Genomic DNA, 22,575 nt, shown 5'->3' on the forward strand with positions numbered 1-22,575 from the left:
CGCAGCGCCGCCGGGCGATATACATCAGACGCCGTACCCGCGGTTGTGCCGGATGGCGGCATAAATGCCTTATCCGGTCTACGGGTCCTCCCGCAGGTTCAAACAGCGTAGGCCCGCGCAAGTGCAGCGCCGCCGGGCGATATACATCAGACGCCGTACCCGCAGTTGTGCCGGATGGCGGCATAAATGCCTTATCCGGCCTACGGGTCCTCCCGCAGGTTCAAACAGCGTAGGCCCGCGCAAGCGCAGCGCCGCCGGGCGAGTTACATCAGATGCCGTACCCGCGGTTGTGCCGGATGGCGGCATAAATGCCTTATCCGGCCTACGGGTCCCCCCGCAGGCTCCAACAGCGTAGGCCCGCGCAAGCGCAGCGCCGCCGGGCGATATACATCAGACGCCGTACCCGCGGTTGTGCCGGATGGCGGCATAAATGCCTTATCCGGCCTACGGGTCCTCCCGCAGGCTCCAACAGCGTAGGCCCGCGCAAGCGCAGCGCCGCCGGGCGATATACATCAAACGCCGTACCCGCGGTTGTGCCGGATGGCGGCATAAATGTCTTATCCGGCCTACGGGTCCTCCCGCAGGCTCAAACAGCGTAGGCCCGCGCAAGCGCAGCGCCGCCGGGCAGGGGATCATAGAGTGGAGTTCGATGAAAAAGTCCGGATGCAGAAAAGCAAAAACCCGCCTTTTGGGCGGGTTCTTTAAATAGTGGTGCCCGGACTCGGAATCGAACCAAGGACACGGGGATTTTCAATCCCCTGCTCTACCGACTGAGCTATCCGGGCAACGGGGCGCATTAAACCGTAATCCGCCCACCCCGTCAACCAAATTTCTTAAATTACTTGTCGATTGCTTATCTTTGCGGCAATTCCGCGTTCAAAGGCGCATTTTGACTCAATATCACTGCATGCCGTTATCGCCTTCACGGCTTTTCCAGCCGCTGGTGACGGAGATAACGTGGCGCAACCCGGAGATCAGGTAATCACCAATGACCTCTTCATCTTCCCGCGGCGAGCTCAGCGTAATTTCCGCATCCACGCCGTGACGATAGGCGCCATGATGGCTGAAAATGGTGCCGATATAACATTTTCCGTTTAGCCAGACCGGAATATAGGCCACCGTCTCATAGATATAGTTAACGGCAACGCCGCTGTAATAGTTGTCCGCCTCGTCGGCGGAGGCGCCGGGCGGAATGGGGCAGATCGGCGCATCGTTGTCGCTGGCGGGTTTGTCTTTCAGCAGGTTGCCCTGCATCACCTCCAGCGAGCGCAGCAGATCCGCTTTATCGCTGTCGCTCAGGCTGGGGGTCAGCGGTTGGTCTTTCTCCGGGGAGCGGATGCTGTTCAGCGTATAGCGATAGCGAACCGTCACCGCGGGCGTCTGGCTGGCGGTGCTGAACGGGCGCAGCAGATAGAGATTATCTTCGCCAAACTGGCCGTTGTACCACAGGGCATACACCTGGCCGTTGATTTTGACCCAGTGGTTCCATTGGTTGGCCCCGCGGCCATTGATCGAAAAGAGGGCGCCGGGTACCCCGGCATCGAAATCATCGCCGTTATCACTGTCGCTATCGTTGACGGCGGCAAAATCATCATCGCCGCGCCGGAGCACCCCGGTGTAGCTGAAGAGCCCGGTGCCGCCCACGTAGCTATCGATGATCAGATCGCGTTTGCCGTCGCCGTCGAGGTCGATAAGCGTAAAGCTGACTTTACCGTTTTCTGAATCTGCGCTAATTGCGGAGCGCAGAAACGCCTGCCACTCGTCATCGCTGATATCCGGGGACGGTTTGCTGGTCGTCACCAGGCTGTCATCGGCGTAAGTGAGCGTGAAGTCGGTAATATGGCCGGTTAACGGAAACTGCTCGGCGACCCGGTTCAGCGCCAGTTCCGGATCGCTTTTTTGCGCTTTCAGCACCGCGTTGTACAGCGTTCGCAGGGCCAGGTTATCCGCTTCTTTCTGCTGCTTCGGGATCACCTGGCTGACAAAGGTCGGCAGCATCCAGGTGCCGCCCGGGGTGATTTCCCGGCACATACCGGTGCTGTACTTCAGGCTGGGAACGAAGGTTTTACCCTCCCAGACGCGAGTCTCGCCGGTTACGCAGTCGGCCATGCCCCGCTCTTTGTGCAGGAAGACCAGCGTGCCGTTGGCGTAGCTGGAGGCCTCGGTAGTGAGCAGCCGCGGTTTGCTCAACTGGGCGTTATCGACCAGCCACAGGGCATAGCCATCGTTATAGGGCGCTCGCCAGCAGAGCGCCTGCGCCAGCGAATGGGTTTTATCCAGCGCGGTGAGGGTGATCTGGCGCTCTGCCGCCGGAATGGCCGGGTTCTGCCAGTCTTCACAGCGCTGGTTCAGCAGCGGCGTCAGGGCGGGCAACAGCTTCTGGCGCTGGAGCATGCTCAGCGGTACAGGTTGCGCGTTGTGGATCACCGGCGCGGCGATGATTTCCGGGGCGGGGGCTGCGGGCAAAATGGCATCGTCGCCCGCGTCGCCTTTATCCAGCAGCGCGTCGGCGGTGCCGGTTCGTCGCTGAAACACATCCATTTTACTCAGCACCTCGCGGCTACCGGCGCTGGAAAGCGGCAGGTGCTGGCCGTTAAGCGTGAATTCGATTTTGCTCTGGTTCGCCAGGGCCTGCAGCACGGCGGAGGTCTGATCGCTGTCCAGACGGAAGTGGCTGTCATCCACGGCATCCAGCGAGCCGAGGTCCCGGTCGTCGATCAGCAGGCTGGCGGTGGAGTCGGCGGGGATATCGTGTTCGATCTGCGCGAAGGTGGCCGTGGCGGTGAGGTGCTGTTCGCTGCCGGCGTTGCGGGTCAACAGCACGCTGACCTCGCCCATGCGGACGCCGTAACCCGCCGCCCGGCAGGTGCCAGTGTTATCGCAGGCGAGCTCCCAGTCTTTTTGCGCAAAGGAAAAACCTTGCAGGGGCGCCGCCAGCAGAGGTGTGGAGCACAGCCCCAGCCAGGCAGCCCAGAAGAACGCGCGCATATCAATCCCTGTCAGCAATCAGTGAGGGGGAAATTATAGGCGCGACGTGGCGGTTAGGATATCAGAATCAGGTTAAGGCCCCGCCCATACGGCACTGGGCGAAGCGCAGAATATCTTCTGCCAGCCGCCGCGCCGTATCGACATCCGTCTGGCTACGCTTGATCAGCAGACGGCTCAGACAGCCCTCGACAATCAGCTCCATCTGCTTGGCGACCATTTCCGGATCATCCACCTCCAGCTGGGTCAGCAGCTCATGGGTGTAGGCCAGCGAAGCCTGCTTCTGCTGTTCCGCCAGCTGGTGGATCGGGTGCTGGGCATCCGGATAGAAGGTGCAGGCGGCGATAAATAAACAGCCGGGGTAGCGCTGGTTGCTGACGCAGGTGGTAAGCGCGCTATAGCGCGCCAGCAGCTTTTGCTCTGCGCTTAAGGTGTCGTCCAGCAGCAGCTGACGGCGCCAGGCATCCACCTGGTGGCTCAGATAGCGAAGCGCGTCGTAGAGCAGCGCTTCGCGATCGGGCCAGAAGCGTTTCAGGTCGCTCGTCGGACAGGACACGCGCTCAGCGACCATCTCCAGCGACGTGTTGGCGATACCTTCAATTTCAAGAATTTTAATGGCTTCTGCCAGGACGTCTTCACGTAGCACGGTGTTCTCCTCCATCTTTCCTCCTAAAGTGTCGCTCACGCTTGCCAATCGCGCAAATGGGCGCTGAATGCCGCAGCATCCATAAAGCCGGTGACCCGCCGGTCGGGTTGTTCCTGGCCCTGCGCGTTGAAGAACAGGATCGTCGGCAGACCGAGCACCTGCAGGCGCTTCAGCAGCGCGGCGTCTTGCGGACTGTTTTTTGTCACATCAACCTGTAATAACACGACGCCTTTCAGCGCCTGCTGCACGTCAGGTGAACGAAAGGTGTATTTTTCAAACTCTTTGCAGGCTACACACCAGTCGGCGTAGAGATCGAGCATCACCGGCTGGCCTTTTGCCTGCGCCAGCGCCCGATCAAGCTCGGTCACCGAGCTGACGCGGGTGAAGGCCAGATGCGCCTGCTGCTCGGGCGCCGGGGCGCCAAACGCCCAGTCCTGCAGCGGACGGGCGCTGACCAGCGCGGCGGCAAGAAGAATGATTTGCGCCAGCCGCATCCACGGCCGGGTCGCGCCCAGCGAGGTGATAAACGCCCAGCTGAAGAAGGCGACGCCAAGCATTGACCACAGACGTAATCCCCACTGGTCGCCGAGGATGCGCTCCAGCAGGAAAACGGGCAGAGCCAGGATCACGAATCCGAAGGCGGTCTTCACATGGCTCATCCACGGGCCGCTCTTCGGCAGCAGACGGTTGCCAAACACGGTGACGAGAATCAACGGCAGGCCCATGCCCAGCGCGTAGAGGTACAGCGTGCCGCCGCCCAGCCACAGATTACCGCTCTGGGCGATATATAACAGGATGGCGCTCAGCGGCGCAGTGGTGCAGGGGGAGCAGATCAGCCCGGCAATAGCGCCCATCGCAAAGACTCCGCCGGGCGAGCCGCCCTGGCGTTTATTGCTGAGCAGCGCCAGTCGGGTCTGCAGCGAGGAGGGCAGCTGTAGCGTGAACAGGCCGAACATGGAGAGCGCCAGCAGTATAAACACTGCCGACAGACCCACCAGCACATACGGGTGCTGCAGGGCCGCCTGGAACTGCAGCCCGGCGGCGGCCACCACCAGCCCCAGCGCGGTATAGGTTAAGGCCATCCCCTGGACATAAATAAAGGCCAGCAGCAGGGCGCGCGCGGTGGAAAGCCGCTGTTTGCCGCCCAGCACGATGCCGGAAATCAGCGGGTACATCGGCAGCACGCAGGGGGTGAAGGCGATACCAATGCCTATCAGCAGCGCCCACAGGGCGGTGAAAGGCAGGCGGGCGGGGGCGTCAGCGGGCGGCGCTGAGGCAGGCGCAGGCGAAGTGGCGACCTCCGGGGCCGGACGCGGCTCAACCGGCAGCGGCGGGTTGAACGCCGGACGGCTGCTCGCCGGCGGCGCAGGGGCAATGGTGGTCGCCCGGCCATCTGCCGAAGCCGCCAGCACGGCGCTCAGCGGGATCACTTTGGTCTCCGGCGGATAACAGAATCCGGCATCGGCGCAGCCCTGCCAGGTGACGGTGAGGGTGGCGTCTTTGTCCGCCTGCTTCACCGTCAGCGGGACGGTCAGGCGCTGGCGAAAGATCTCGCTTTTGCCGTAAAACTCATCCTCATGCCACTCGCCCGCCGGCAGCGCCGGTTCGGCGATCGTCGCCCCGGCGGCGCGGAAGGTAAACTGTTGACGATACAGATAGTAACCATCCTTGATTTGCCAGCTCAGGTTGAGGTCATGCTGTTGCTGCTGAAAGTCAAAGGCGAAGGCCTGGTCAGCAGGCACAAAGTTCGAGCGCCCCGGCGCGTCGAATAACCCGGCGGTGGCTGACGCGCTGCACAGCAGCAGGATCAGCGTAAAGATGCGGTAAGCCATGAGAGGTAATCGTTGTCTCCATACGTGACGGGCAGAACCAGCAGTTCAGGGGTTTGATACGGGTGGTGAGACTTCAGGCAGTCCAGCAGCGCCTGCTGATGGGCAAGATCGGTTTTGAGCAGCATCTGAACTTCATACTCCTGCTCCAGCTTCCCTTCCCAGTAATAGAGCGAGGTGGCGCCCGGCAGGAGCGTGGCGCAGGCGGCCAGCTTTTCGGCCAGCGCTTTTGCCGCCAGATCCTGGGCGGTCGCTTCATCCGGCGCGGTACAGAGCACAACAACAGCATCAGGCGTAGTCATCATGAACCTCGTATCAGCGAAAAGAGGCACTATAGCACGCAAGGTGGGGAGGATTAACGAAACGGGCCAGGATCTGGCCCGAATTTGAAGAGATTTACAGCATGATGCCGCCAAAAATAAACCCGAGGATCACGCACAGCGTAATGGCGATGACGCCGGGGATCAGGAAGGCGTGGTTGAAGACGTATTTACCGATGCGGGTGGAGCCGGTGTCATCCATTTCGACCGCCGCCAGCAGGGTGGGGTAGGTCGGCAGAACGAAAAGGGCGGAGACGGCGGCAAACGAGGCGATGGCAGTGAGAGGGCTGACGCCCAGCAGCAGCGCGGCGGGCATCAGCGCTTTGGTGGTAGCCGCCTGCGAGTAGAGTAGTGTGGCGGCGAAGAACAGCACCACCGCCAGCAGCCACGGGTAGTTATGCAGCAGGTCGCCGGCCACGGCCTGGATATCGCTGATATGCGCTTTAACGAAGGTATCCCCCAGCCAGGCGACGCCGAGCACGCAGACGCAGGCGCTCATGCCGGACTTAAAGGTGCTGGCATTGAGCACTTCGCCGGTGTCGATTTTGCAGGTGATGCTGATCAGCGTGGCGATGGTCAGCATAAACACCACGATCGCCTCGTTACGCGGTAGTACCGGGTTTTTGATCAGACCGACGGTATCGCTGATGGCCGTGGCGTAGAACATCACCGCCACGATGCCGATCAGAAACAGCAGAACGGAACGTTTGGCGTGCGGCTTCAGCTCAAACACCTGGCTGCCGCGCAGTCTGACCTCACCCTTGGCCAGCCGCTCCTGGTAAACCGGGTCGTCTTTCAGTTCGCAGCCGAGAAAATTGCAGACGATAGCGGTGAGCATCACCGCCAGCAGGGTGACCGGAATACAGATGGCCAGTAGCATCAGGTAGCTAACGCCCAGCGGCTCCAGGATCCCCGCAAAGAATACTACCGCGGCGGAGATGGGCGAAGCGGTGATCGCTATCTGGGAGGCCACCACCGCAATCGACAGCGGACGAGACGGACGGATGCCTTGCTCTTTGGCCACTTCGGTGATCACCGGCAGCGTGGAGAAGGCGGTATGGCCGGTGCCGGCGAGCACGGTCATAAACCAGGTCACCAGCGGGGCAAGGAAGGTAATATATTTCGGGTGGCGACGCAGCATCCGTTCGGCGAGGCTGACCAGGTAATCCATTCCGCCTGCGACCTGCATGGCGGCGATAGCGGCAATCACCGCCATAATGATTTCAATAACGTCGAAGGGGATCGCACCCGGTTTAATTTGAAAAATAAGCGTCAGGACAAGGACGCCAAGGCCACCGGCAAAGCCGATACCGATGCCGCCGAGCCGGGCGCCGAGATAAATCGCCAGCAGGACAATAACCAGTTCTGCACCAAACATATATGCCTTCCTTGTTTTTTAACAAGTTGATATTGGATTGTTGTATTTTAGTAAAACTAAAAAGCAAAAAGGCATGTCATCGCTGACATGCCTTTGAATGACTATCCGGAAAGATTACTGTTCGCTTTCATCGGTATAACGCTTCGCTTTATAAGCGGGATGCATCAGGTTTTGCGCGGAGAAAATGTCATCCAGCTCCGCCGCCGTCAGCAGCCCACGCTCCAGCACCACTTCCCGCACGCTCTTCCCGGTTTCGGCGCAGATCTTGCCGACGATATCGCCATTGTGGTGGCCGATAAACGGGTTGAGGTAGGTGACGATGCCGATGGAGTTATAGACGTAACCTTCGCACACCGCTTTGTTGGCGGTAATGCCGTTGACGCATTTCTCCAGCAGGTTGTAGCAGGCGTTGGTCAGAATGTGGATAGACTCGAACATCGCCTGGCCGATCACCGGCTCCATCACGTTCAGCTGCAGCTGCCCGGCTTCTGAGGCCATGGTCACCGTGGTGTCGTTGCCGATCACTTTAAAGCAGACCTGGTTGACCACCTCCGGCACCACCGGGTTAACCTTCGCCGGCATAATAGAAGAGCCAGCCTGCAGCTCAGGCAGGTTAATTTCGTTGAGGCCCGCGCGCGGTCCGGAAGAGAGCAGGCGCAGGTCGTTACAGATCTTGGACAGTTTCACCGCCAGGCGTTTCAGCGAGCTGTGAACCATGACGTACGCCCCGCAGTCCGAGGTGGCTTCAATCAGATCTTCCGCCGGAACGACCGGTAAGTTGCTCACTTCCGCCAGCTTCTGCACCGCCAGCTGTTGATAACCGTCCGGGGTGTTGAGGCGTGTGCCGATGGCGGTTGCGCCCAGGTTCACTTCCAGCAGCAGCTCCGCGGTGCGCAGAATGCTTTTGGTCTCTTCATTGAGCAGCACATTGAAGGCATGGAACTCCTGACCGAGGGTCATCGGCACCGCGTCCTGCAGCTGGGTGCGGCCCATCTTGAGGATGTCCTGGAACTCCTCGGCTTTCGCCTGGAAACCTTCGCCCAGCTGCTTAATCGCATCGATTAACTTGAGGATAGAGGCATACACCGCAATGCGGAACCCGGTCGGGTAGGCATCGTTGGTGGACTGGCATTTGTTGACGTGATCGTTTGGGTTCAGGTACTGGTATTCGCCTTTCTGGTGGCCCATCAGCTCGAGGCCGATGTTTGCCAGGACTTCGTTGGTGTTCATGTTTACGGAGGTGCCGGCCCCGCCCTGGAAGACATCGACCGGGAACTGGTCCATGCATTTGCCGTTATTCAGGACTTCGTCACAGGCGGCGATAATCGCATTTGCCGCGCTTTTGGGAATGGTCTGCAGCTCCTTGTTCGCCAGCGCGGCGGCTTTCTTCACCATCACCATGCCGCGCACGAATTCTGGTATGTCGCTGATTTTGCTGTTGCTAATGTAGAAGTTTTCAATCGCTCGCAGAGTATGAACGCCGTAGTAAGCGTCCGCGGGAACTTCCCTGGTGCCCAACAGATCTTCTTCGATACGAATGTTGTTTAACATGTGAACCTTCTTTTCAAGCTGCCAATGAATTCACCAAATACACAGAATATCCAGGATTCAGTATATTTTCTGGCCGACGATTATTTCCTTAACCGGCCCGGTGCCCAAGATCATATGCTGATGATAGCGAATATCAGTAAGCTTGATCACTTATTACATCGCGGGTGTGAGAAGATTTATTAATCTGTGAAATGGGTCACCGCTTTCCTATTCTTGGAAAAAATAAGCATTTCCGCTGATTGAAAAGCCGCTCAGCATCCCCATCTTAGTGGGATGCGATCAGCAAATTGATGACTACGGGGGCCGAATTCGGCGCCTGTCGATGAAGGAGACGCCGGTGCGTTGGATTCCGTTTATTGCCTTTTTTCTTTACGTTTACATTGAGATATCGATCTTTATCCAGGTCGCGCACGTGTTGGGCGTCTTTATGACGCTGATCCTGGTGATCTTTAGCTCGGTGGTGGGGATGTCGCTGGTGCGCAACCAGGGCTTCAAAAACTTCCTGCTGATGCAGCAGAAGATGGCCGCGGGCGAGAGCCCGGCGGCGGAGATGATCAAGAGCGTCTCGCTGATTATCGCTGGCCTGCTGCTGTTGATCCCGGGGTTCTTTACCGACTTCCTCGGCCTGCTGCTGCTTTTGCCCCCGGTGCAGAAGCACCTGACGATGAAGCTGATGCCGCATTTGCGCTTCAGCCGGATGCCGGGCGGCGGCTTTAGCGCCGAGACTGGCGGCGGAGAGACCTTCGAAGGGGAATACCAGCGCAAGGATGAACAGCGCGACCGTCTGGACCACAAGGACGATCGCCGCGATTAACGTTTATCGGCCCGGTCTGCAGACGCGACCGGGCCGCTTTCTTTTTGCGCCTATGCGCTTCCTGTCGCCAGCTTACGTCTCGGTAAAAACAACCACAGCACCGCCAGCATCACCAGCGCGTACAGACTCTTCCAGCCGACCATCGCCAGCAGCAGCAGACAGAGAATGCTGCCCACCGCCGCCAGCAGCCGATAGCGCCCGCGCAGCAAACGGCAGCCCGCCAGCATGCACAGCAGATAGATCATGATGAAAATGCCGTTGGCATAGACGATCAGCGCGTCCAGATTGATATCGAGAAAATAGATACACAAGGTGCTGACCACGCAGGAGCCCAGCACGGCGTTGAGGGCGTTGCGCGGGATCTGCCGCGGCGACAGCCTCGCGAGGTAGCTCTGTGGCTTATGCTGCGCCTGCGACCAGACCAGGCGGGCGAAGCTCTGAATATAGATATTGAGGCTGGCGAAACAGGCGAGGTAACCGATGACGCAGGCCACCCACAGCGCTTCGACGCCGAACAGGCGGACCACGATATTCGGTAATGAAGCCGCCGCCGCCATCTCCACGCCAAAGGCGTGGAAGTGCAACACCAGCACGGTGCAGGCCCAGTAGACCGAACCGGCAAGCAGCAGGCCTATCATCAGCGCGCGGGGAAAATCGCGCTCGGGGTGTTTAAACTCCGAGGCGAGGTGGGCAAAGGCTTCCAGGCCGACAAAGCACCAGAACATCACCGACAGCGCGGAGAAAAGCTGGCCGCGGTCGATCTCCGCCGGGGCGGGGAAGGGGATCTGCGCCGGACTTATCCCGCCGCGCCACCAGACGGCGACGATCAGCGCCACGATCAGCACGGCAACCAGCGTCTGCAGGTTGGCGCTGGAGCTGGCGCCACGTGAACCGACCCACCAGACGATGGCCAGGGTACCTAGCTCCGCCAGCAGCAGCTGCGCATCATGCCAGCCGAACAGCGCCTGGCCGAAGCCGGTGGCGATGTGCAGGGCGGCAGGGAGTCCGACCGGGATAACCGATAAAAACAGCCAGCCGGTGACGCTGGCCAGACGTGGGCCAAAGGCCATATCGACAAAGTGGGCCACGCCGCCCGCGCTGGGGAAATGGCGGCCCAGCAGGGCGAAGACGATGGCAATCGGAAAAACAAGGAGGATAAGCAACGGCCATGCCCACAGGCTGTTATCGCCAGCGACCAGCGCCGCCAGCGCCGGAACAGCGAAAACGCCGGTGCCCAGCAGTGAGGTGGAAAGCAACCCGACTCCCTGTCCCAGCCCTAACTCCTGTTTTAAACCACTCATGATTCCATCCTGCGCCAGTGAAAAGAAAGAGAGTATCACAATCGCTTTTCCTTATGACCGGTTGCCCGGTGGCGCCGCTTTTTGCGCGCCAGCGCAAAGGTAAAAATTTTTTTTTAATTTTGCCCTTGAAGCGGGAAATGGCCATCCCCATCTCTCTCTGCACTAGCCGGTAAACCGCGTTCGGCCCGGCGTCACCCATAACTGATAATGACTTTCTCGAAGGAGAGCTATCAATGAGTATTCGTCCGTTACATGATCGTGTGATCGTCAAACGTAAAGAAGTTGAAACCAAATCTGCGGGCGGCATCGTTCTGACCGGTTCTGCAGCAGCTAAGTCAACGCGTGGCGAAATCATCGCTGTCGGTAAAGGCCGCATCCTGGAAAACGGGACCGTGCAGCCGCTGGACGTTAAAGTTGGTGACATCGTGATTTTCAACGATGGCTACGGCGTGAAGACTGAAAAGATTGACAACGAAGAAGTGCTGATCATGTCCGAAAGCGACATCCTGGCAATTGTTGAAGCTTAATTCGCACGACCCTGAACGAATTTGAGGAATATAAGAAATGGCAGCAAAAGACGTAAAATTCGGTAACGACGCTCGTGTAAAAATGCTGCGCGGCGTAAACGTACTGGCAGATGCAGTTAAAGTGACCCTGGGCCCGAAAGGCCGTAACGTGGTTCTGGACAAATCCTTCGGCGCGCCGACCATCACCAAAGATGGTGTTTCCGTTGCACGTGAAATCGAGCTGGAAGACAAGTTCGAAAACATGGGCGCGCAGATGGTGAAAGAAGTTGCCTCTAAAGCGAACGACGCGGCAGGCGACGGTACCACCACCGCAACCGTGCTGGCGCAGGCTATCGTGAACGAAGGCCTGAAAGCGGTTGCTGCAGGCATGAACCCGATGGATCTGAAACGTGGTATCGACAAAGCTGTCGTTGCCGCTGTTGAAGAACTGAAAGCGCTGTCCGTTCCGTGCTCTGACTCCAAAGCTATCGCTCAGGTAGGTACCATCTCCGCTAACTCCGACGAAACCGTCGGTAAACTGATCGCGGAAGCGATGGATAAAGTTGGCAAAGAAGGCGTGATCACCGTTGAAGACGGTACCGGTCTGGAAGACGAACTGGACGTGGTTGAAGGTATGCAGTTCGACCGCGGCTACCTGTCTCCGTACTTCATCAACAAGCCGGACACCGGCGCCGTTGAGCTGGAAAGCCCGTTCATCCTGCTGGCTGACAAAAAAATCTCCAACATCCGCGAAATGCTGCCGGTTCTGGAAGCCGTAGCGAAAGCTGGCAAACCGCTGGTTATCATCGCTGAAGACGTTGAAGGCGAAGCGCTGGCGACCCTGGTGGTTAACACCATGCGCGGCATCGTGAAAGTGGCTGCGGTGAAAGCGCCGGGCTTTGGCGACCGTCGTAAAGCCATGCTGCAGGATATCGCGACGCTGACTGGCGGTACCGTTATCTCTGAAGAGATCGGTATGGAGCTGGAAAAAGCGACTCTGGAAGACCTGGGCCAGGCGAAACGCGTGGTTATCAACAAAGACACCACCACCATCATCGATGGCGTTGGCGAAGAATCCGCAATCCAGGGCCGCGTTGCTCAGATCCGTAAGCAGATCGAAGAAGCAACCTCCGACTACGACCGTGAAAAACTGCAGGAACGTGTCGCTAAACTGGCTGGCGGCGTTGCCGTAATCAAAGTCGGCGCGGCAACCGAAGTTGAAATGAAAGAGAAAAAAGCACGCGTCGACGATGCCCTGCACGCCACTCGTGCTGCGGTTGAAGAAGGCGTGGTGGCTGGCGGCGGCGTAGCGCTGGTTCGCGTTGCAGCGAAACTCGCTGGCCTGACCGGTCAGAACGAAGATCAGAACGTCGGTATCAAAGTTGCGCTGCGCGCAATGGAAGCGCCGCTGCGTCAGATCGTGTCCAACGCCGGTGAAGAGCCGTCTGTTGTGGCGAACAACGTGAAAGCCGGCGACGGTAACTACGGTTACAACGCGGCAACTGAAGAATACGGCAACATGATCGACTTCGGTATCCTGGACCCAACCAAAGTCACCCGTTCTGCACTGCAGTACGCGGCTTCCGTGGCTGGCCTGATGATCACCACCGAGTGCATGGTGACCGACCTGCCGAAAGGCGACGCGCCTGATTTAGGTGCTGCTGGCGGTATGGGCGGCATGGGCGGTATGGGCGGCATGATGTAATCGTGCGCTCTACGGCATAAAAAAGCAGAAACCCCTGGCCAGTAATGGCTGGGGGTTTTTCTTTTGGCGCGCTTTTTAGTATAAGGCTTATACATAAAAATCATTTAAGCTGCATCAGAGCGGCAAGCACCTCCGTATCGGAAGCGACTAACTAGCGCGACCGGCTAAGGAATGAAAGCGGCTCATGCCGACGCAGTTTGAAGGATGTCAGGTTTACATCCGGGCCAGTGCGTCCAGCTCATCGATCATGGGGATTAACATGCAGGTAAAATATTTAGCAGGGATTGTCGGCGCAGCCTTACTGTTGGCAGGTTGCAGTTCCAGCAATGAATTAACCTCTGCCGGCCAGAATGTGCGCTTCGTGCAGGAGAAGCCGGGCGCAGAGTGTCAGCTGTTAGGGACCGCGACGGGTAAACAGAGCAACTGGCTCTCCGGCCAGAATGGCGATGAGGGTGGCTCCATGCGCGGTGCGGCTAACGCCCTGCGTAACCAGGCGGCAGCCATGGGCGGCAACGTGATTTATGGCGTCAGCAGTCCGACGCAAAATCTGTTGTCGAGCTTTGTGCCCACCGACAGCGAGATGAACGGCCAGGTTTATAAGTGCCCGAACTGATTTCTTGAATTTCTGCTTGAATTTCTTTACGCGGGCTTTCTCATTAATAAAGGGAAACAGGCAGAATAGAAGACGGCAGTACTTATAAATAAGTTCTTTAGGGCTGAAGGCATATGCTGATCGGGTTGCCATTTTTCTGATAAAATGGCAACCCGAAAAACGACCTAAAAGCGAACTTAGTTCCGCTTTGCTATAAGCTGAATATCAAGCTCTAAAGAGTTTTCTGTGTTTCAAGGCAAAACTCATAGAGTGGGCGCATACATTCATCTAATGTAAGAACTTGAGTCTGATCTGCAGGTATTAATTTCATAAATGTCTGAGCTAAGTGTCTTTTTTCAACAATATCCCGGAGCTCTGGTACAAGAAGTGCGATCCGCTTGATAAGGTTCTTTGCTTCTTCCGTGTCCGGCTGCGCATTTGTTTTAATTACAGCGCCTGCTAAGATTTCTTCTCCCTGTTCCTTTTCAAAGCTATAAAGAACAGCAAAATGTTGAGTAAATAATGATTGCTTCCAGGGTTGGTGGTTTATTTCCTTATAGTTCAGATAACTTAAATCTGAAAGATCAACAAAATAAAGTATTAGAAAATCGAGAATCGATGCAATTTGCTTGAGTGTTTCAGTGTCATTTGTTGCACTAAGCGCTTGCTGGACTGCTAAAATGAAAAATTCTGCCTGTATGTCAGCAATATTTAAGGAAAGGATATTTTCATTTTGTAACATCACCATCAATGTGCAGCGTTCATCATCAAATTTCGGAGTAATAGAAGTAATCAGATTAGCCTGATTAGGTTGTTGTAGTTCTTCTTCTTCAAAAGCAGGAATATTCATTGCCAATTTTTCGTGCTCGGCAATGATCTTTGCTTTATAAATCTCTCCTTTATCTTGCAGTTTTTTTATTGCTTTATGTGCGCGATCGCGCATAAGAATAATAAAATCGAGCATAACGCTTAATTGCATATAATAAGTATTACAAGTAGAGTCCTCTACCTTGATTTTTACTGCCATCAGGAAAAACTTGTCATTAAATTTAATTGCGCCAGTGTTAATACCACTAATTTTTTGAGTCATCAGGTCATCCTTTTCCAGTTTAACAAGGCAATGAAATTGAGTTATTTTTTGACAGATCGATCACACGATCTGCTGAAGCAATTGTTGATGGACGATGTGCAACAATGACACGTGTAATACTTAAATTAGATATTGATTGGTTTATATGATACTCATTTTGTAAATCAAGATGGCTGGTTGCTTCATCCATAAATAAAATACCTGGTTTACGGTATAGCGCTCGTGCGATCAAGAGTCGTTGTTTTTGTCCGCCAGAAATACCCGTACCCAGTTCACCAATAAGTGTTTCATAACCCATGGGCATTTGCATAATTTCAGCATGTATATTGCTGTTTTTTGCGCACTCCATAATGAAATCGATATCTGCATTATCATCAAAACCGCTAATATTTTCAGCAATAGAACCAGAGAACAACCGATCTTCCTGAAGTACGCAAGCAGTGCTTAAACGATAATTATTTATACCAATTTTAGTGATATCAAGATTATTCACCAAGACATCACCACTTGTAGGAGATAGCAAGCCGCTCATTACTTTTAATAGGGTTGTTTTTCCAATACCTGATGGGCCAATTAAAGCAACAGACTCACCCGGTTCAATGGTAATATTCAAGTTAGATATAATAGGCTGTGAAAACGGATCATATTGATAGGTAAGATCTTTCACCTGAAGTTTCACCCCAATATTTTCTTCAAAAATACGCCGAGAGGGCAATTCTTTTTCCGGCTCGCAGAAAGCAATTTCAGAAATCCTTTCATTATGTAAGGAGAGCATTCGTACCTTCATAAAAAGATCGATCAAGTTGGAAGCTCTCTGAGAAAATTGGCCTCGGTAAGCATTAAAAGCCATAAACATACCTAGTGTCATATGGTTATCGATAACCATTAAAGCCCCTAGCCATAAAATTACCACCTGATCAATTGAGGATATAAGGGTATTGATTCCGCCAAAAAGCATATCAAAACGACTCTGTTTAATCGTTGCATTACAGGCATCGATATTTAAATTTAGCCAGTGCTTCGAACGACGCTCTTTTAAATTAAGAGCCTTAATTGTTGCAATGCCATATAACGACTCCATGAAATGTGAGCTAGAGCGTGCCCCTTTGATGACTTGTTCTTCTGATACGCGGCGATAAAAACGGTATGTGGCCAGGCGCATAATGCCATAACAAGCTGTAAAACCTACTACAACCCAGCACAGCCAGCCGCCATAAAGCGTTAGCATGATCAAAAGCCCGATAGTCATTATTGAGTCGATGATTCCTGTAACGATGCTATTGGTAAATGTCGATCTGATTGTTTCCAGGGATGAAAATCTTGATTGAATATCACCTAAATGGCGTTTTTCAAAAAAGGATAAGGGTAGTTTGAACAGATGATCAAACATACTGGTTTTCCATTGTATGCTTGTCAATGTATTCAGTGTCAAAGATGTCCAAGCTCTTAACATGCTGATGAAAGCACTAAAAAGTGTAAATGACACCAGCCCTATACAGATTACGGCAAGTAAACTTTCATCGTGTGCCATAATAACGTGATCTGTTACCAGTTGGGTACCAACAGGTAATAATAAACCAATGGCTTCAATAACTACCGAAAAAGCAAAAATCTTAAGCAGCGTACTTTTAAGTCCAACTATGTTGCTCATTAAATCTATCATGCGTAGACGAGATTTAACTGTTTCCTGTTGGAAATTTTGCTCCGGCCACAGTTCAAGCGCAATGCCTGTAAAATTATTAGACATCTCTTGAAGTCCAATCACTCGTTTACCAAGCGCAGGATCATGTACAATGAAACTGGATTTACGAACTTTAGTAAGAACAACGTAGTGATTCATTCCCCAGTGAATAACACAAGGCAACTTGAGCTGGCGCATTTCATCAAGATCCAGCGAAAGAGCTCGATTTTGTAGGCCGGCTCGTTCAGCAATCTTGCTTAATGATAAAAGTGTGACGCCCTGCGCAGGGGTTCCAAAGCGATCGCGAAAGTTCAGCAGATCAATATTGAGTCCATAATATCCGGAGATCATTGCCAGGCAAGCTATACCACATTCAGATGTTTCTGATTGTAAAATAACGGGTGTGCTCTTGCGTAATTTGAAATTGAGCTGCTTGGTAATGTTGTCAAATAATTCTCTAGTCATTGATCGGTTCACTTACGCTTTGCTTGATTTTGTGAAACGGGGCAAACATCCATAAATATAAAGGACGCTTTTCCAGGAATACAATAGCCTGAGCTTTTAGTCCATTTGAGAGCTCAAGCGTCTTTCCGTTATAATCAAAATTTTTATTCTTAATTCTAATAATTGCCTTATAAAGTGCGAGTTCCTGTTGGTTTGGATTACTCACTACGTTTGTATATTCGGACATCTCCTGCTTCGATGCTGGTACAGAAGAAATTGTTTCAACTATGCCAGGGAACTGGCCAAATTTATCAGAAGGAAATGCATCGTAGCGAATGTTAACAATGTCGCCTTTTTTAACATATGGGATGCTATTGTTTGGTAACCATAGTATAAGAAAATATTCGATATTTCCTGTAGGCTTGATCTGGGTAAGACTACTGCCTTTGTCAACCATTTGCCCTACGGTTACAGCTATGGACTCTATTTTACCATCCGAGGTGGCTTTAATAACCACATTGCCGTTAGCGTTTGATTCAACACGCTGATTTTTATAATCGTTTATTTGATTTTTTTGGCTAGAAATCTGATTGTCAAAATCTGCACTCTTTACAACCAGATCGCTTTTAAGCTGAGTAAGTTGAGTCTCAAGCTGCATTTTCTGGCTAACAAGTGATTGGTACGTACTTTGTTGTTGAAAATAGAGAGAATGCTGATAGTTGTATTGATCTTTGGTTATCAAGCCTTGTTTAAGATACTTATCATAGCTTGCAAGATTAGCTTTCATCTTTTGTAGACCAGTGTCTGTATCGTTCAGCATTTGCTTTGTTTCTTTTAACGAAGCTTCATACTGGCGCACTTGAGAATGAAGGGCTTCTAAAGTTTCACCTTTATTTTTTAATATTTTTACAATAATATCTTCGGCATTGGTTATTTTTTCGTTAATAACCGCATTCATCTCATCGGTCACATTACCAAATACTGTAGAACGAGAGACATCTATTTCATACAGAGGCGTTCCTTTTCGGACAATATCACCTGTCTCAATATATTTCTTTACTATGAATCCTTGCTGTGGTGCATATACGTTTATAGAATGTGGCAGAGTAATCACTTCCCCGCGTACATCAATACGCTGAGTGTAGTTACAAGTAGTCAGAGTAATGATTAGTACGCTTAGAAAAAGAAAGGAAAGTGTGCAAACCAACCATGCAGGAATTCCTGCCAACATAAGAGCTTTGCCCTTCCAGTGGTTCTTCTTGTATTCAATCGCTTCCTTGCGATAAAAATTATTTGCCATCAGAAATCACTTTTAAAATTAACCAAGGGATTAAGAAGTCCCAACAAATAGATAAAACATGTGATTGAGCAAGATAGTTTTTTAGAAACCTGCTAATAATATTAAACATACAGAACTCAAAGGTTCTGTATGTTTTTATTAAAAACTAATTATAAAAATCAGTTTGGAGTCCAGCCACCAATGGTGCCTGCGAACCAGGCGTCGACACCTTTCTTGATGTATTCAACGCTGGTATCGGCGCCAACATAAGCACCCCAGACTGCGCCAGTTACAGCACCCTGGATAGCTCCCCAAATTGAGCCGATACCGATAGTGATAACACCGAAGCCCAGAATACCGCCACCTGAACCGTTACCGGTTACACCGCCCTGCAGACCACCAGCACCAGATGCGCCGAAACCTAACAATACAGCACCGATTGCTGCATCCAACAGTCCAAACAGAACATTCTGGCTACCATCAATAATCTGCTGGATACCTGCACCAGATACGTCATTCATTTCAACAATAGTTAATTGCTTCATTTTATTTCCTTGTTTAATAATCCATCATAATCGATTTGTATCAAATTTTATTTTGCTACTTTCGGTTTTGAAATAGCACCATGATGAACAGTTCAGTGATATTTCGAAGGCTATTTTAACCATAAAAATCCTTTTTCCAATAGTTTGAATAAGAATTATATTTGAATTTTACAGGTTCAAGTATTAGATGAGTTTAGTTCACATATGAATCTTATCATCAAAAGCGAGGAGTTGTTTTTATAACTTGGTCTTTATTTGTAATAATAAAACTCCCCTCCTTGAACCTTGGTTCAGGGGGGGGAGGGAAAAGGTAAAATGATTTGAAAAGAGAAATAGATATATACTATCTTTCCTGAAGAACAATTTCGAAGTCTACTTTAACATCTCCAGTAACCCCTAGAGTTACTGGATTTGCTATCTTGTAATAATCGGCGGAAAAGGTCTGGCTTTGGTTCTTTGCCGTGGTAAAAGTATAACTCAAATCGTTGAATTTTATTGCACTAGAGCCTTTCTTAATAATGATACCTACGTTTGTTGCTCCATCTGTAAGTGAATTAAGTAAAACACCATCAGCTGAAGTTGAATTTAAAGAAACAGGGTTAAACCAATAAAGATAATTTTTGTTTATTTCTGTGGTTGGACAGGTTATGTCGACGGTAAAGTTTTTAGGTTTACCAGCAGCCTTGCCTGCAGAAAGTGAAGCAAGCTCTGATAAATCAATAGGTTGTAACCTCACGGTATTTCCGTCTCTGGGCGAAATTTCACATGTTGTTTCTTTAAATTTAATGTTCGTCAGGTCTATGTTAATTCTATACAAAGACGAATTATTATTAGCACCAGAACTCGTTTGGGCAGGAGTTCCTGCCATATAGTATACTGTAATATAATTGGTTAACTTTGTTTGGGTTATCGGCCCAGTTTTTACTAGCCATACCATGACTTGTTTTGATATATCTGACGAAGAAATGTATCGGCTTGTTGCTGACTCTGTTTGATCAATCACCGCAGGAATAAATCGCCCTTTAGGCTTTAATATATCAGATATTTGAAAACCAATACCTGGAATTCCTGTCTCGTAAACGACCTGCCCGTTAATTTTATTTACACTAGATTGATTTACGGTTGGGTTTGTTCTGACAACAAATATGTCTCCAGGGTCACAATTTGAAAATGTTTTTGGAACAATATTCCCACGGACTGCAGTGGATAAGATTGTCCCAACAGGTAACGTTGGATCGGCCAGGACAGCAGGTGTACCAAAACTCACCGTGATAGCACCGCTAGACGTACTGCTATAAGAGCAAGAGGCGTTAGCCTGAAAGCTTGAAAATAATATACCTATTAAAATAATAAATTTTTTCATCGCATGTACTTCCTCGTTAACGACAAACCGCTGTGGTTTGCGCGATACTTTCTGTTGCCGTAGCTAATGTATAAGTAGCTTTACATTGCTGATCGGTTTTTGCTCCCCATTGAGCATATACCTCACCTTTATCTTTTAGGCCTGACATATAAACCATACCGCCATCAGATACAATACTGGCCTGTGCTTTTTTATCAGTTGTTAAGGTTACGGTTGCACCATAAGGAACATTTTCACCGGACAATCTTTTGAGAATTAGAAACGCTCTACGACCGAAAGTACCTTCGAAATTAGCTCGTACGATAGCGCCGCGAGTAGGTACTACTTTTTGGGTTGTATTCGGAAGTTCCATATTATCGCTCAACGTTGTGTTATCTAACGTTACACTTGTACGATAGAAAGGTGTTGCATAAGGTATAATGGCATAACCTCGATAATCCGTTTCAATGCTGGTGTCGTTCTCCAGTCTAACATTATCCAACCCTGGAGCTTTAATTAATACGGCCGTGTCGGACATTTCCTGACCCAGAGTAATGCCATTTGCATGAACTAATGCACCTCCACTCAATCCGTAGTTTAATATTTGACTATGTTTATTGTAGCTGTAACCACCCGTTACCTGGCCTAACGAGCCTTTGTATGTAGCATTGACGCTGCCAGTGGCGTCTTCTCGGTTGCTATAGCCCTGCTGAACATTCCAGTCCAGATTGTTATTTTCCAGCGCTGAACCATTAAGAGATACGTATTGGTCGGTGGATCCCGGATTGCTATTATTTATACTATAGCTAGCATAAGTATTCGGAAGCCATTCACTTAAAGGTACAGATATAGTGAACGAAAGAAGATGATCATCTTCCACATTTCGGCCAGAACCACCATTACTCCATGAATAGCGATTATAACTATATCCGAAATAATAGTTGAAACGACGTGCTCCGCCATTATAGCCGATGTTTAGTGAGTTATTGCGTCGGCCACTATCCCAATAGTCTTCAAATAAACCTGAGATTGTCAGACTTCCCAAGTTCGCGCCCAAACTTTGGCTCACCGTCAGGTTAGTCCTGTTTCGCACAGAACGTGCAGAAGAAGTATTATAATGATCATTATAAGTGTTGAACGTATCCGATAGGGTGTTAAACCCTTTCGTTGAGTAACGATAACCTGCAACTGAAACATTCGTCCCGGTTTCGAGAATATTTTTACCGTAGCGAATACGCCAGGACTGTCCAGATGTTTTTTCGTTGTCTTGTTTTTTCGACCAGGCTTGAGTTACATCACTTGAAATGGCTCCAATCTCACCTAAGTTTTGGCCGACACCAAATGCAAGTGCTTGATAAGCCGATGCTGTTTGTAAACCACCATATAAGGTTGTATTATTTAATAACCCATAGCTAATTGTTGCTTGGGTAAATGGTTTTTCATCTGTATTGTTATCATATGGGCGATATTTACCACTGGTAATTTCGTATTCCATCTGGCCTTCACGAAGCATAAGTGGTAAAGAAGCAAAGGCGACGACAAAGTTTTGTTTGCTGCCGTCTGCTTCTTCAACGGTCACGTACAAGTCACCGTTACCGCCAGTAGAGTAGAGATCGGTGATTTCAAAGGCGCCTGGAGCAACAAATGTTTGATAAATTTGATAGCCATTTTGCTTAATGATGACACGAGCATTAGTTCTGGCAATACCGCGAACGACAGGAGCAAAGCCACGAAGGCTTTCAGGGATCATATCCGTGTCTGTCGCTAGCTGAATACCTGTAAAAGGAACACTATCAAATATACTTGAAAGTGAAGAGCTTTCCCCCATAACTAATGTACTTTTTAATGGAATGATACTTCTCTGAGCATAAAGATAAACGGAGTCCCAATTGCTTTTATCGCCGCCATTTTTATTCCATGCACTCAGGTTACGAATGCGCCAAGGGCCAACATTTAACCCGGACTGTAGATTAAAATTGTAATATTCTTGTTTTTCGTCAAAATCTTTTGAGCCGCTGAATTGATAATTTGCCAACAGCGCATTAATACCTTCATCAAACTCTTCAGGCGACACATATCCTTGAGCAATGCTTGATAACGCAGCTTGAGGGATAGATAGTAAAAGTTGCTGTGTATTAAAGTTGAGATCGGCTGTAAAGTTTGGTATGTCAGCTGTGTTCGCGCATCCTTTTGCATCATTTTTTAACGTTGGGAATGCGCTCAGTCGTAAACCATAGCTGGAGAGCTTTTCTATACTCAAGCAAGGTGACAACTCTCCATTTTGCTTTTCAACAAACAGGATACTAGTTGTTTCTTTAAGTTCATTATTCAAGACCACATCGACACGATATTCACCTGATGCTTGAGAATCCTTGGTTGCATAAACTGATAGATCTGGAATAGATGAAGAGTCCTGGCCAACCGATTTAATGAAATCAGGATCAAAAAAATCACGTGCCGTCGCGGTACCGCACAAACATAATGTCAGTGCAGGAATGAGAATAGCAACTGTGTAAGGAGCACCAGCAAGAATTCCAGCTCTTTTTTTTATAAATTTAGACATGTTA

At 50.9% G+C, this 22,575-nt stretch carries 17 protein-coding genes and 1 tRNA gene; 4 read left to right on the forward strand and 14 right to left on the reverse strand.

What is annotated here, in order from left to right; translation table 11 throughout:
- Window positions 1-709: 709 nt before the first annotated feature.
- The 7 genes from L2I46_RS25540 to aspA form a co-directional block, all read right to left on the reverse strand.
- Window positions 710-785: transfer RNA gene (locus tag L2I46_RS25540), tRNA-Phe, on the reverse strand.
- Between the two features lie 115 nt (window positions 786-900).
- Window positions 901-2,988, reverse strand: a complete 2,088-nt coding sequence (locus L2I46_RS25545) for a DUF1176 domain-containing protein (protein WP_236948314.1) — start codon at window positions 2,986-2,988, stop codon at window positions 901-903.
- 67 nt (window positions 2,989-3,055) lie between these two features.
- A complete protein-coding gene (locus tag L2I46_RS25550) occupies window positions 3,056-3,631 on the reverse strand; it encodes a transcriptional regulator (protein ID WP_032429251.1) in 576 nt (191 codons plus the stop codon).
- Window positions 3,632-3,666: 35 nt separating this feature from the next.
- Window positions 3,667-5,463: a protein-disulfide reductase DsbD gene (locus L2I46_RS25555; RefSeq protein WP_048336472.1), complete on the reverse strand. Its 1,797-nt coding sequence runs from the start codon at window positions 5,461-5,463 to the stop codon at window positions 3,667-3,669.
- Window positions 5,439-5,762 (reverse strand): divalent cation tolerance protein CutA, encoded by a 324-nt coding sequence (gene cutA, locus L2I46_RS25560; RefSeq protein WP_004206404.1) that lies wholly within the window; start codon window positions 5,760-5,762, stop codon window positions 5,439-5,441. Before cutA ends, L2I46_RS25555 begins: the two co-directional genes overlap by 25 nt.
- A 94-nt stretch (window positions 5,763-5,856) precedes the next feature.
- On the reverse strand, window positions 5,857-7,158 hold the full coding sequence (locus L2I46_RS25565) for an anaerobic C4-dicarboxylate transporter (protein WP_080901621.1): 1,302 nt from the start codon (window positions 7,156-7,158) through the stop codon (window positions 5,857-5,859).
- A 114-nt stretch (window positions 7,159-7,272) separates the two neighbouring features.
- Window positions 7,273-8,709 carry an aspartate ammonia-lyase gene (aspA, locus tag L2I46_RS25570; RefSeq protein WP_004177762.1) on the reverse strand — a complete coding sequence of 479 codons (1,437 nt, stop codon included), beginning with the start codon at window positions 8,707-8,709 and terminating at the stop codon, window positions 7,273-7,275.
- Between the two features lie 337 nt (window positions 8,710-9,046).
- Here aspA and L2I46_RS25575 point away from each other — a divergent pair, with 337 nt between their 5' ends.
- Window positions 9,047-9,523 carry an FxsA family protein gene (locus L2I46_RS25575; RefSeq protein ID WP_085551715.1) on the forward strand — a complete coding sequence of 159 codons (477 nt, stop codon included), beginning with the start codon at window positions 9,047-9,049 and terminating at the stop codon, window positions 9,521-9,523.
- Window positions 9,524-9,573: 50 nt separating this feature from the next.
- Here L2I46_RS25575 and yjeH read toward each other — a convergent pair whose 3' ends face one another.
- Window positions 9,574-10,824: an L-methionine/branched-chain amino acid transporter gene (gene yjeH, locus L2I46_RS25580; RefSeq protein ID WP_085551714.1), complete on the reverse strand. Its 1,251-nt coding sequence runs from the start codon at window positions 10,822-10,824 to the stop codon at window positions 9,574-9,576.
- A 233-nt stretch (window positions 10,825-11,057) separates the two neighbouring features.
- Between yjeH and L2I46_RS25585 the strand changes: the two genes are divergently transcribed.
- The 3 genes from L2I46_RS25585 to L2I46_RS25595 all read left to right on the forward strand — a co-directional run bounded on the left by L2I46_RS25585 (window position 11,058) and on the right by L2I46_RS25595 (window position 13,648).
- A complete protein-coding gene (locus L2I46_RS25585; RefSeq protein WP_004152420.1) occupies window positions 11,058-11,351 on the forward strand; it encodes a co-chaperone GroES in 294 nt (97 codons plus the stop codon).
- 37 nt (window positions 11,352-11,388) lie between these two features.
- A complete protein-coding gene (gene groL, locus L2I46_RS25590) occupies window positions 11,389-13,035 on the forward strand; it encodes a chaperonin GroEL (protein WP_023291693.1) in 1,647 nt (548 codons plus the stop codon).
- A 259-nt stretch (window positions 13,036-13,294) separates the two neighbouring features.
- Window positions 13,295-13,648 carry a DUF4156 domain-containing protein gene (locus L2I46_RS25595; RefSeq protein WP_004152419.1) on the forward strand — a complete coding sequence of 118 codons (354 nt, stop codon included), beginning with the start codon at window positions 13,295-13,297 and terminating at the stop codon, window positions 13,646-13,648.
- A gap of 211 nt (window positions 13,649-13,859) precedes the next feature.
- Here L2I46_RS25595 and yjeJ read toward each other — a convergent pair whose 3' ends face one another.
- The 6 genes from yjeJ to L2I46_RS25625 all read right to left on the reverse strand — a co-directional run bounded on the left by yjeJ (window position 13,860) and on the right by L2I46_RS25625 (window position 22,571).
- Window positions 13,860-14,717: a YjeJ family protein gene (gene yjeJ / locus L2I46_RS25600; protein ID WP_032454613.1), complete on the reverse strand. Its 858-nt coding sequence runs from the start codon at window positions 14,715-14,717 to the stop codon at window positions 13,860-13,862.
- Window positions 14,718-14,736: 19 nt separating this feature from the next.
- Entirely contained in the window at window positions 14,737-16,863 is a 2,127-nt protein-coding gene (locus tag L2I46_RS25605) for a peptidase domain-containing ABC transporter (protein WP_032454615.1), read from the reverse strand.
- Window positions 16,856-18,142: an HlyD family secretion protein gene (locus L2I46_RS25610; protein ID WP_236948315.1), complete on the reverse strand. Its 1,287-nt coding sequence runs from the start codon at window positions 18,140-18,142 to the stop codon at window positions 16,856-16,858. The genes L2I46_RS25605 and L2I46_RS25610 overlap by 8 nt, the downstream gene beginning before the upstream one ends.
- A gap of 158 nt (window positions 18,143-18,300) precedes the next feature.
- Window positions 18,301-18,666 (reverse strand): hypothetical protein, encoded by a 366-nt coding sequence (locus L2I46_RS25615; RefSeq protein WP_032454617.1) that lies wholly within the window; start codon window positions 18,664-18,666, stop codon window positions 18,301-18,303.
- A gap of 343 nt (window positions 18,667-19,009) precedes the next feature.
- A complete protein-coding gene (locus L2I46_RS25620; RefSeq protein WP_071997582.1) occupies window positions 19,010-20,029 on the reverse strand; it encodes a fimbrial protein in 1,020 nt (339 codons plus the stop codon).
- Between the two features lie 16 nt (window positions 20,030-20,045).
- Window positions 20,046-22,571, reverse strand: a complete 2,526-nt coding sequence (locus tag L2I46_RS25625) for a fimbria/pilus outer membrane usher protein (protein WP_236948316.1) — start codon at window positions 22,569-22,571, stop codon at window positions 20,046-20,048.
- Between the last annotated feature and the right edge of the window lie 4 nt (window positions 22,572-22,575).

Source organism: Klebsiella sp. 2019SCSN059 (assembly GCF_021739525.1).
Classification (GTDB): Bacteria; Pseudomonadota; Gammaproteobacteria; order Enterobacterales; family Enterobacteriaceae; genus Klebsiella; species Klebsiella quasipneumoniae.

Excerpts from the sequence above, each read along its gene's own strand:
- L2I46_RS25545 (WP_236948314.1), bottom strand. The coding sequence starts at position 2,988 with ATGCGCGCGTTCTTCTGGGCTGCCTGGCTGGGGCTGTGCTCCACACCT.
- L2I46_RS25555 (WP_048336472.1), bottom strand. The coding sequence starts at position 5,463 with ATGGCTTACCGCATCTTTACGCTGATCCTGCTGCTGTGCAGCGCGTCA.
- cutA (WP_004206404.1), bottom strand. The coding sequence starts at position 5,762 with ATGACTACGCCTGATGCTGTTGTTGTGCTCTGTACCGCGCCGGATGAA.
- L2I46_RS25565 (WP_080901621.1), bottom strand. The coding sequence starts at position 7,158 with ATGTTTGGTGCAGAACTGGTTATTGTCCTGCTGGCGATTTATCTCGGC.
- aspA (WP_004177762.1), bottom strand. The coding sequence starts at position 8,709 with ATGTTAAACAACATTCGTATCGAAGAAGATCTGTTGGGCACCAGGGAA.
- yjeH (WP_085551714.1), bottom strand. The coding sequence starts at position 10,824 with ATGAGTGGTTTAAAACAGGAGTTAGGGCTGGGACAGGGAGTCGGGTTG.
- L2I46_RS25585 (WP_004152420.1), top strand. The coding sequence starts at position 11,058 with ATGAGTATTCGTCCGTTACATGATCGTGTGATCGTCAAACGTAAAGAA.
- groL (WP_023291693.1), top strand. The coding sequence starts at position 11,389 with ATGGCAGCAAAAGACGTAAAATTCGGTAACGACGCTCGTGTAAAAATG.
- L2I46_RS25595 (WP_004152419.1), top strand. The coding sequence starts at position 13,295 with ATGCAGGTAAAATATTTAGCAGGGATTGTCGGCGCAGCCTTACTGTTG.
- yjeJ (WP_032454613.1), bottom strand. The coding sequence starts at position 14,717 with ATGACTCAAAAAATTAGTGGTATTAACACTGGCGCAATTAAATTTAAT.
- L2I46_RS25605 (WP_032454615.1), bottom strand. The coding sequence starts at position 16,863 with ATGACTAGAGAATTATTTGACAACATTACCAAGCAGCTCAATTTCAAA.
- L2I46_RS25610 (WP_236948315.1), bottom strand. The coding sequence starts at position 18,142 with ATGGCAAATAATTTTTATCGCAAGGAAGCGATTGAATACAAGAAGAAC.
- L2I46_RS25615 (WP_032454617.1), bottom strand. The coding sequence starts at position 18,666 with ATGAAGCAATTAACTATTGTTGAAATGAATGACGTATCTGGTGCAGGT.
- L2I46_RS25620 (WP_071997582.1), bottom strand. The coding sequence starts at position 20,029 with ATGAAAAAATTTATTATTTTAATAGGTATATTATTTTCAAGCTTTCAG.
- L2I46_RS25625 (WP_236948316.1), bottom strand. The coding sequence starts at position 22,571 with ATGTCTAAATTTATAAAAAAAAGAGCTGGAATTCTTGCTGGTGCTCCT.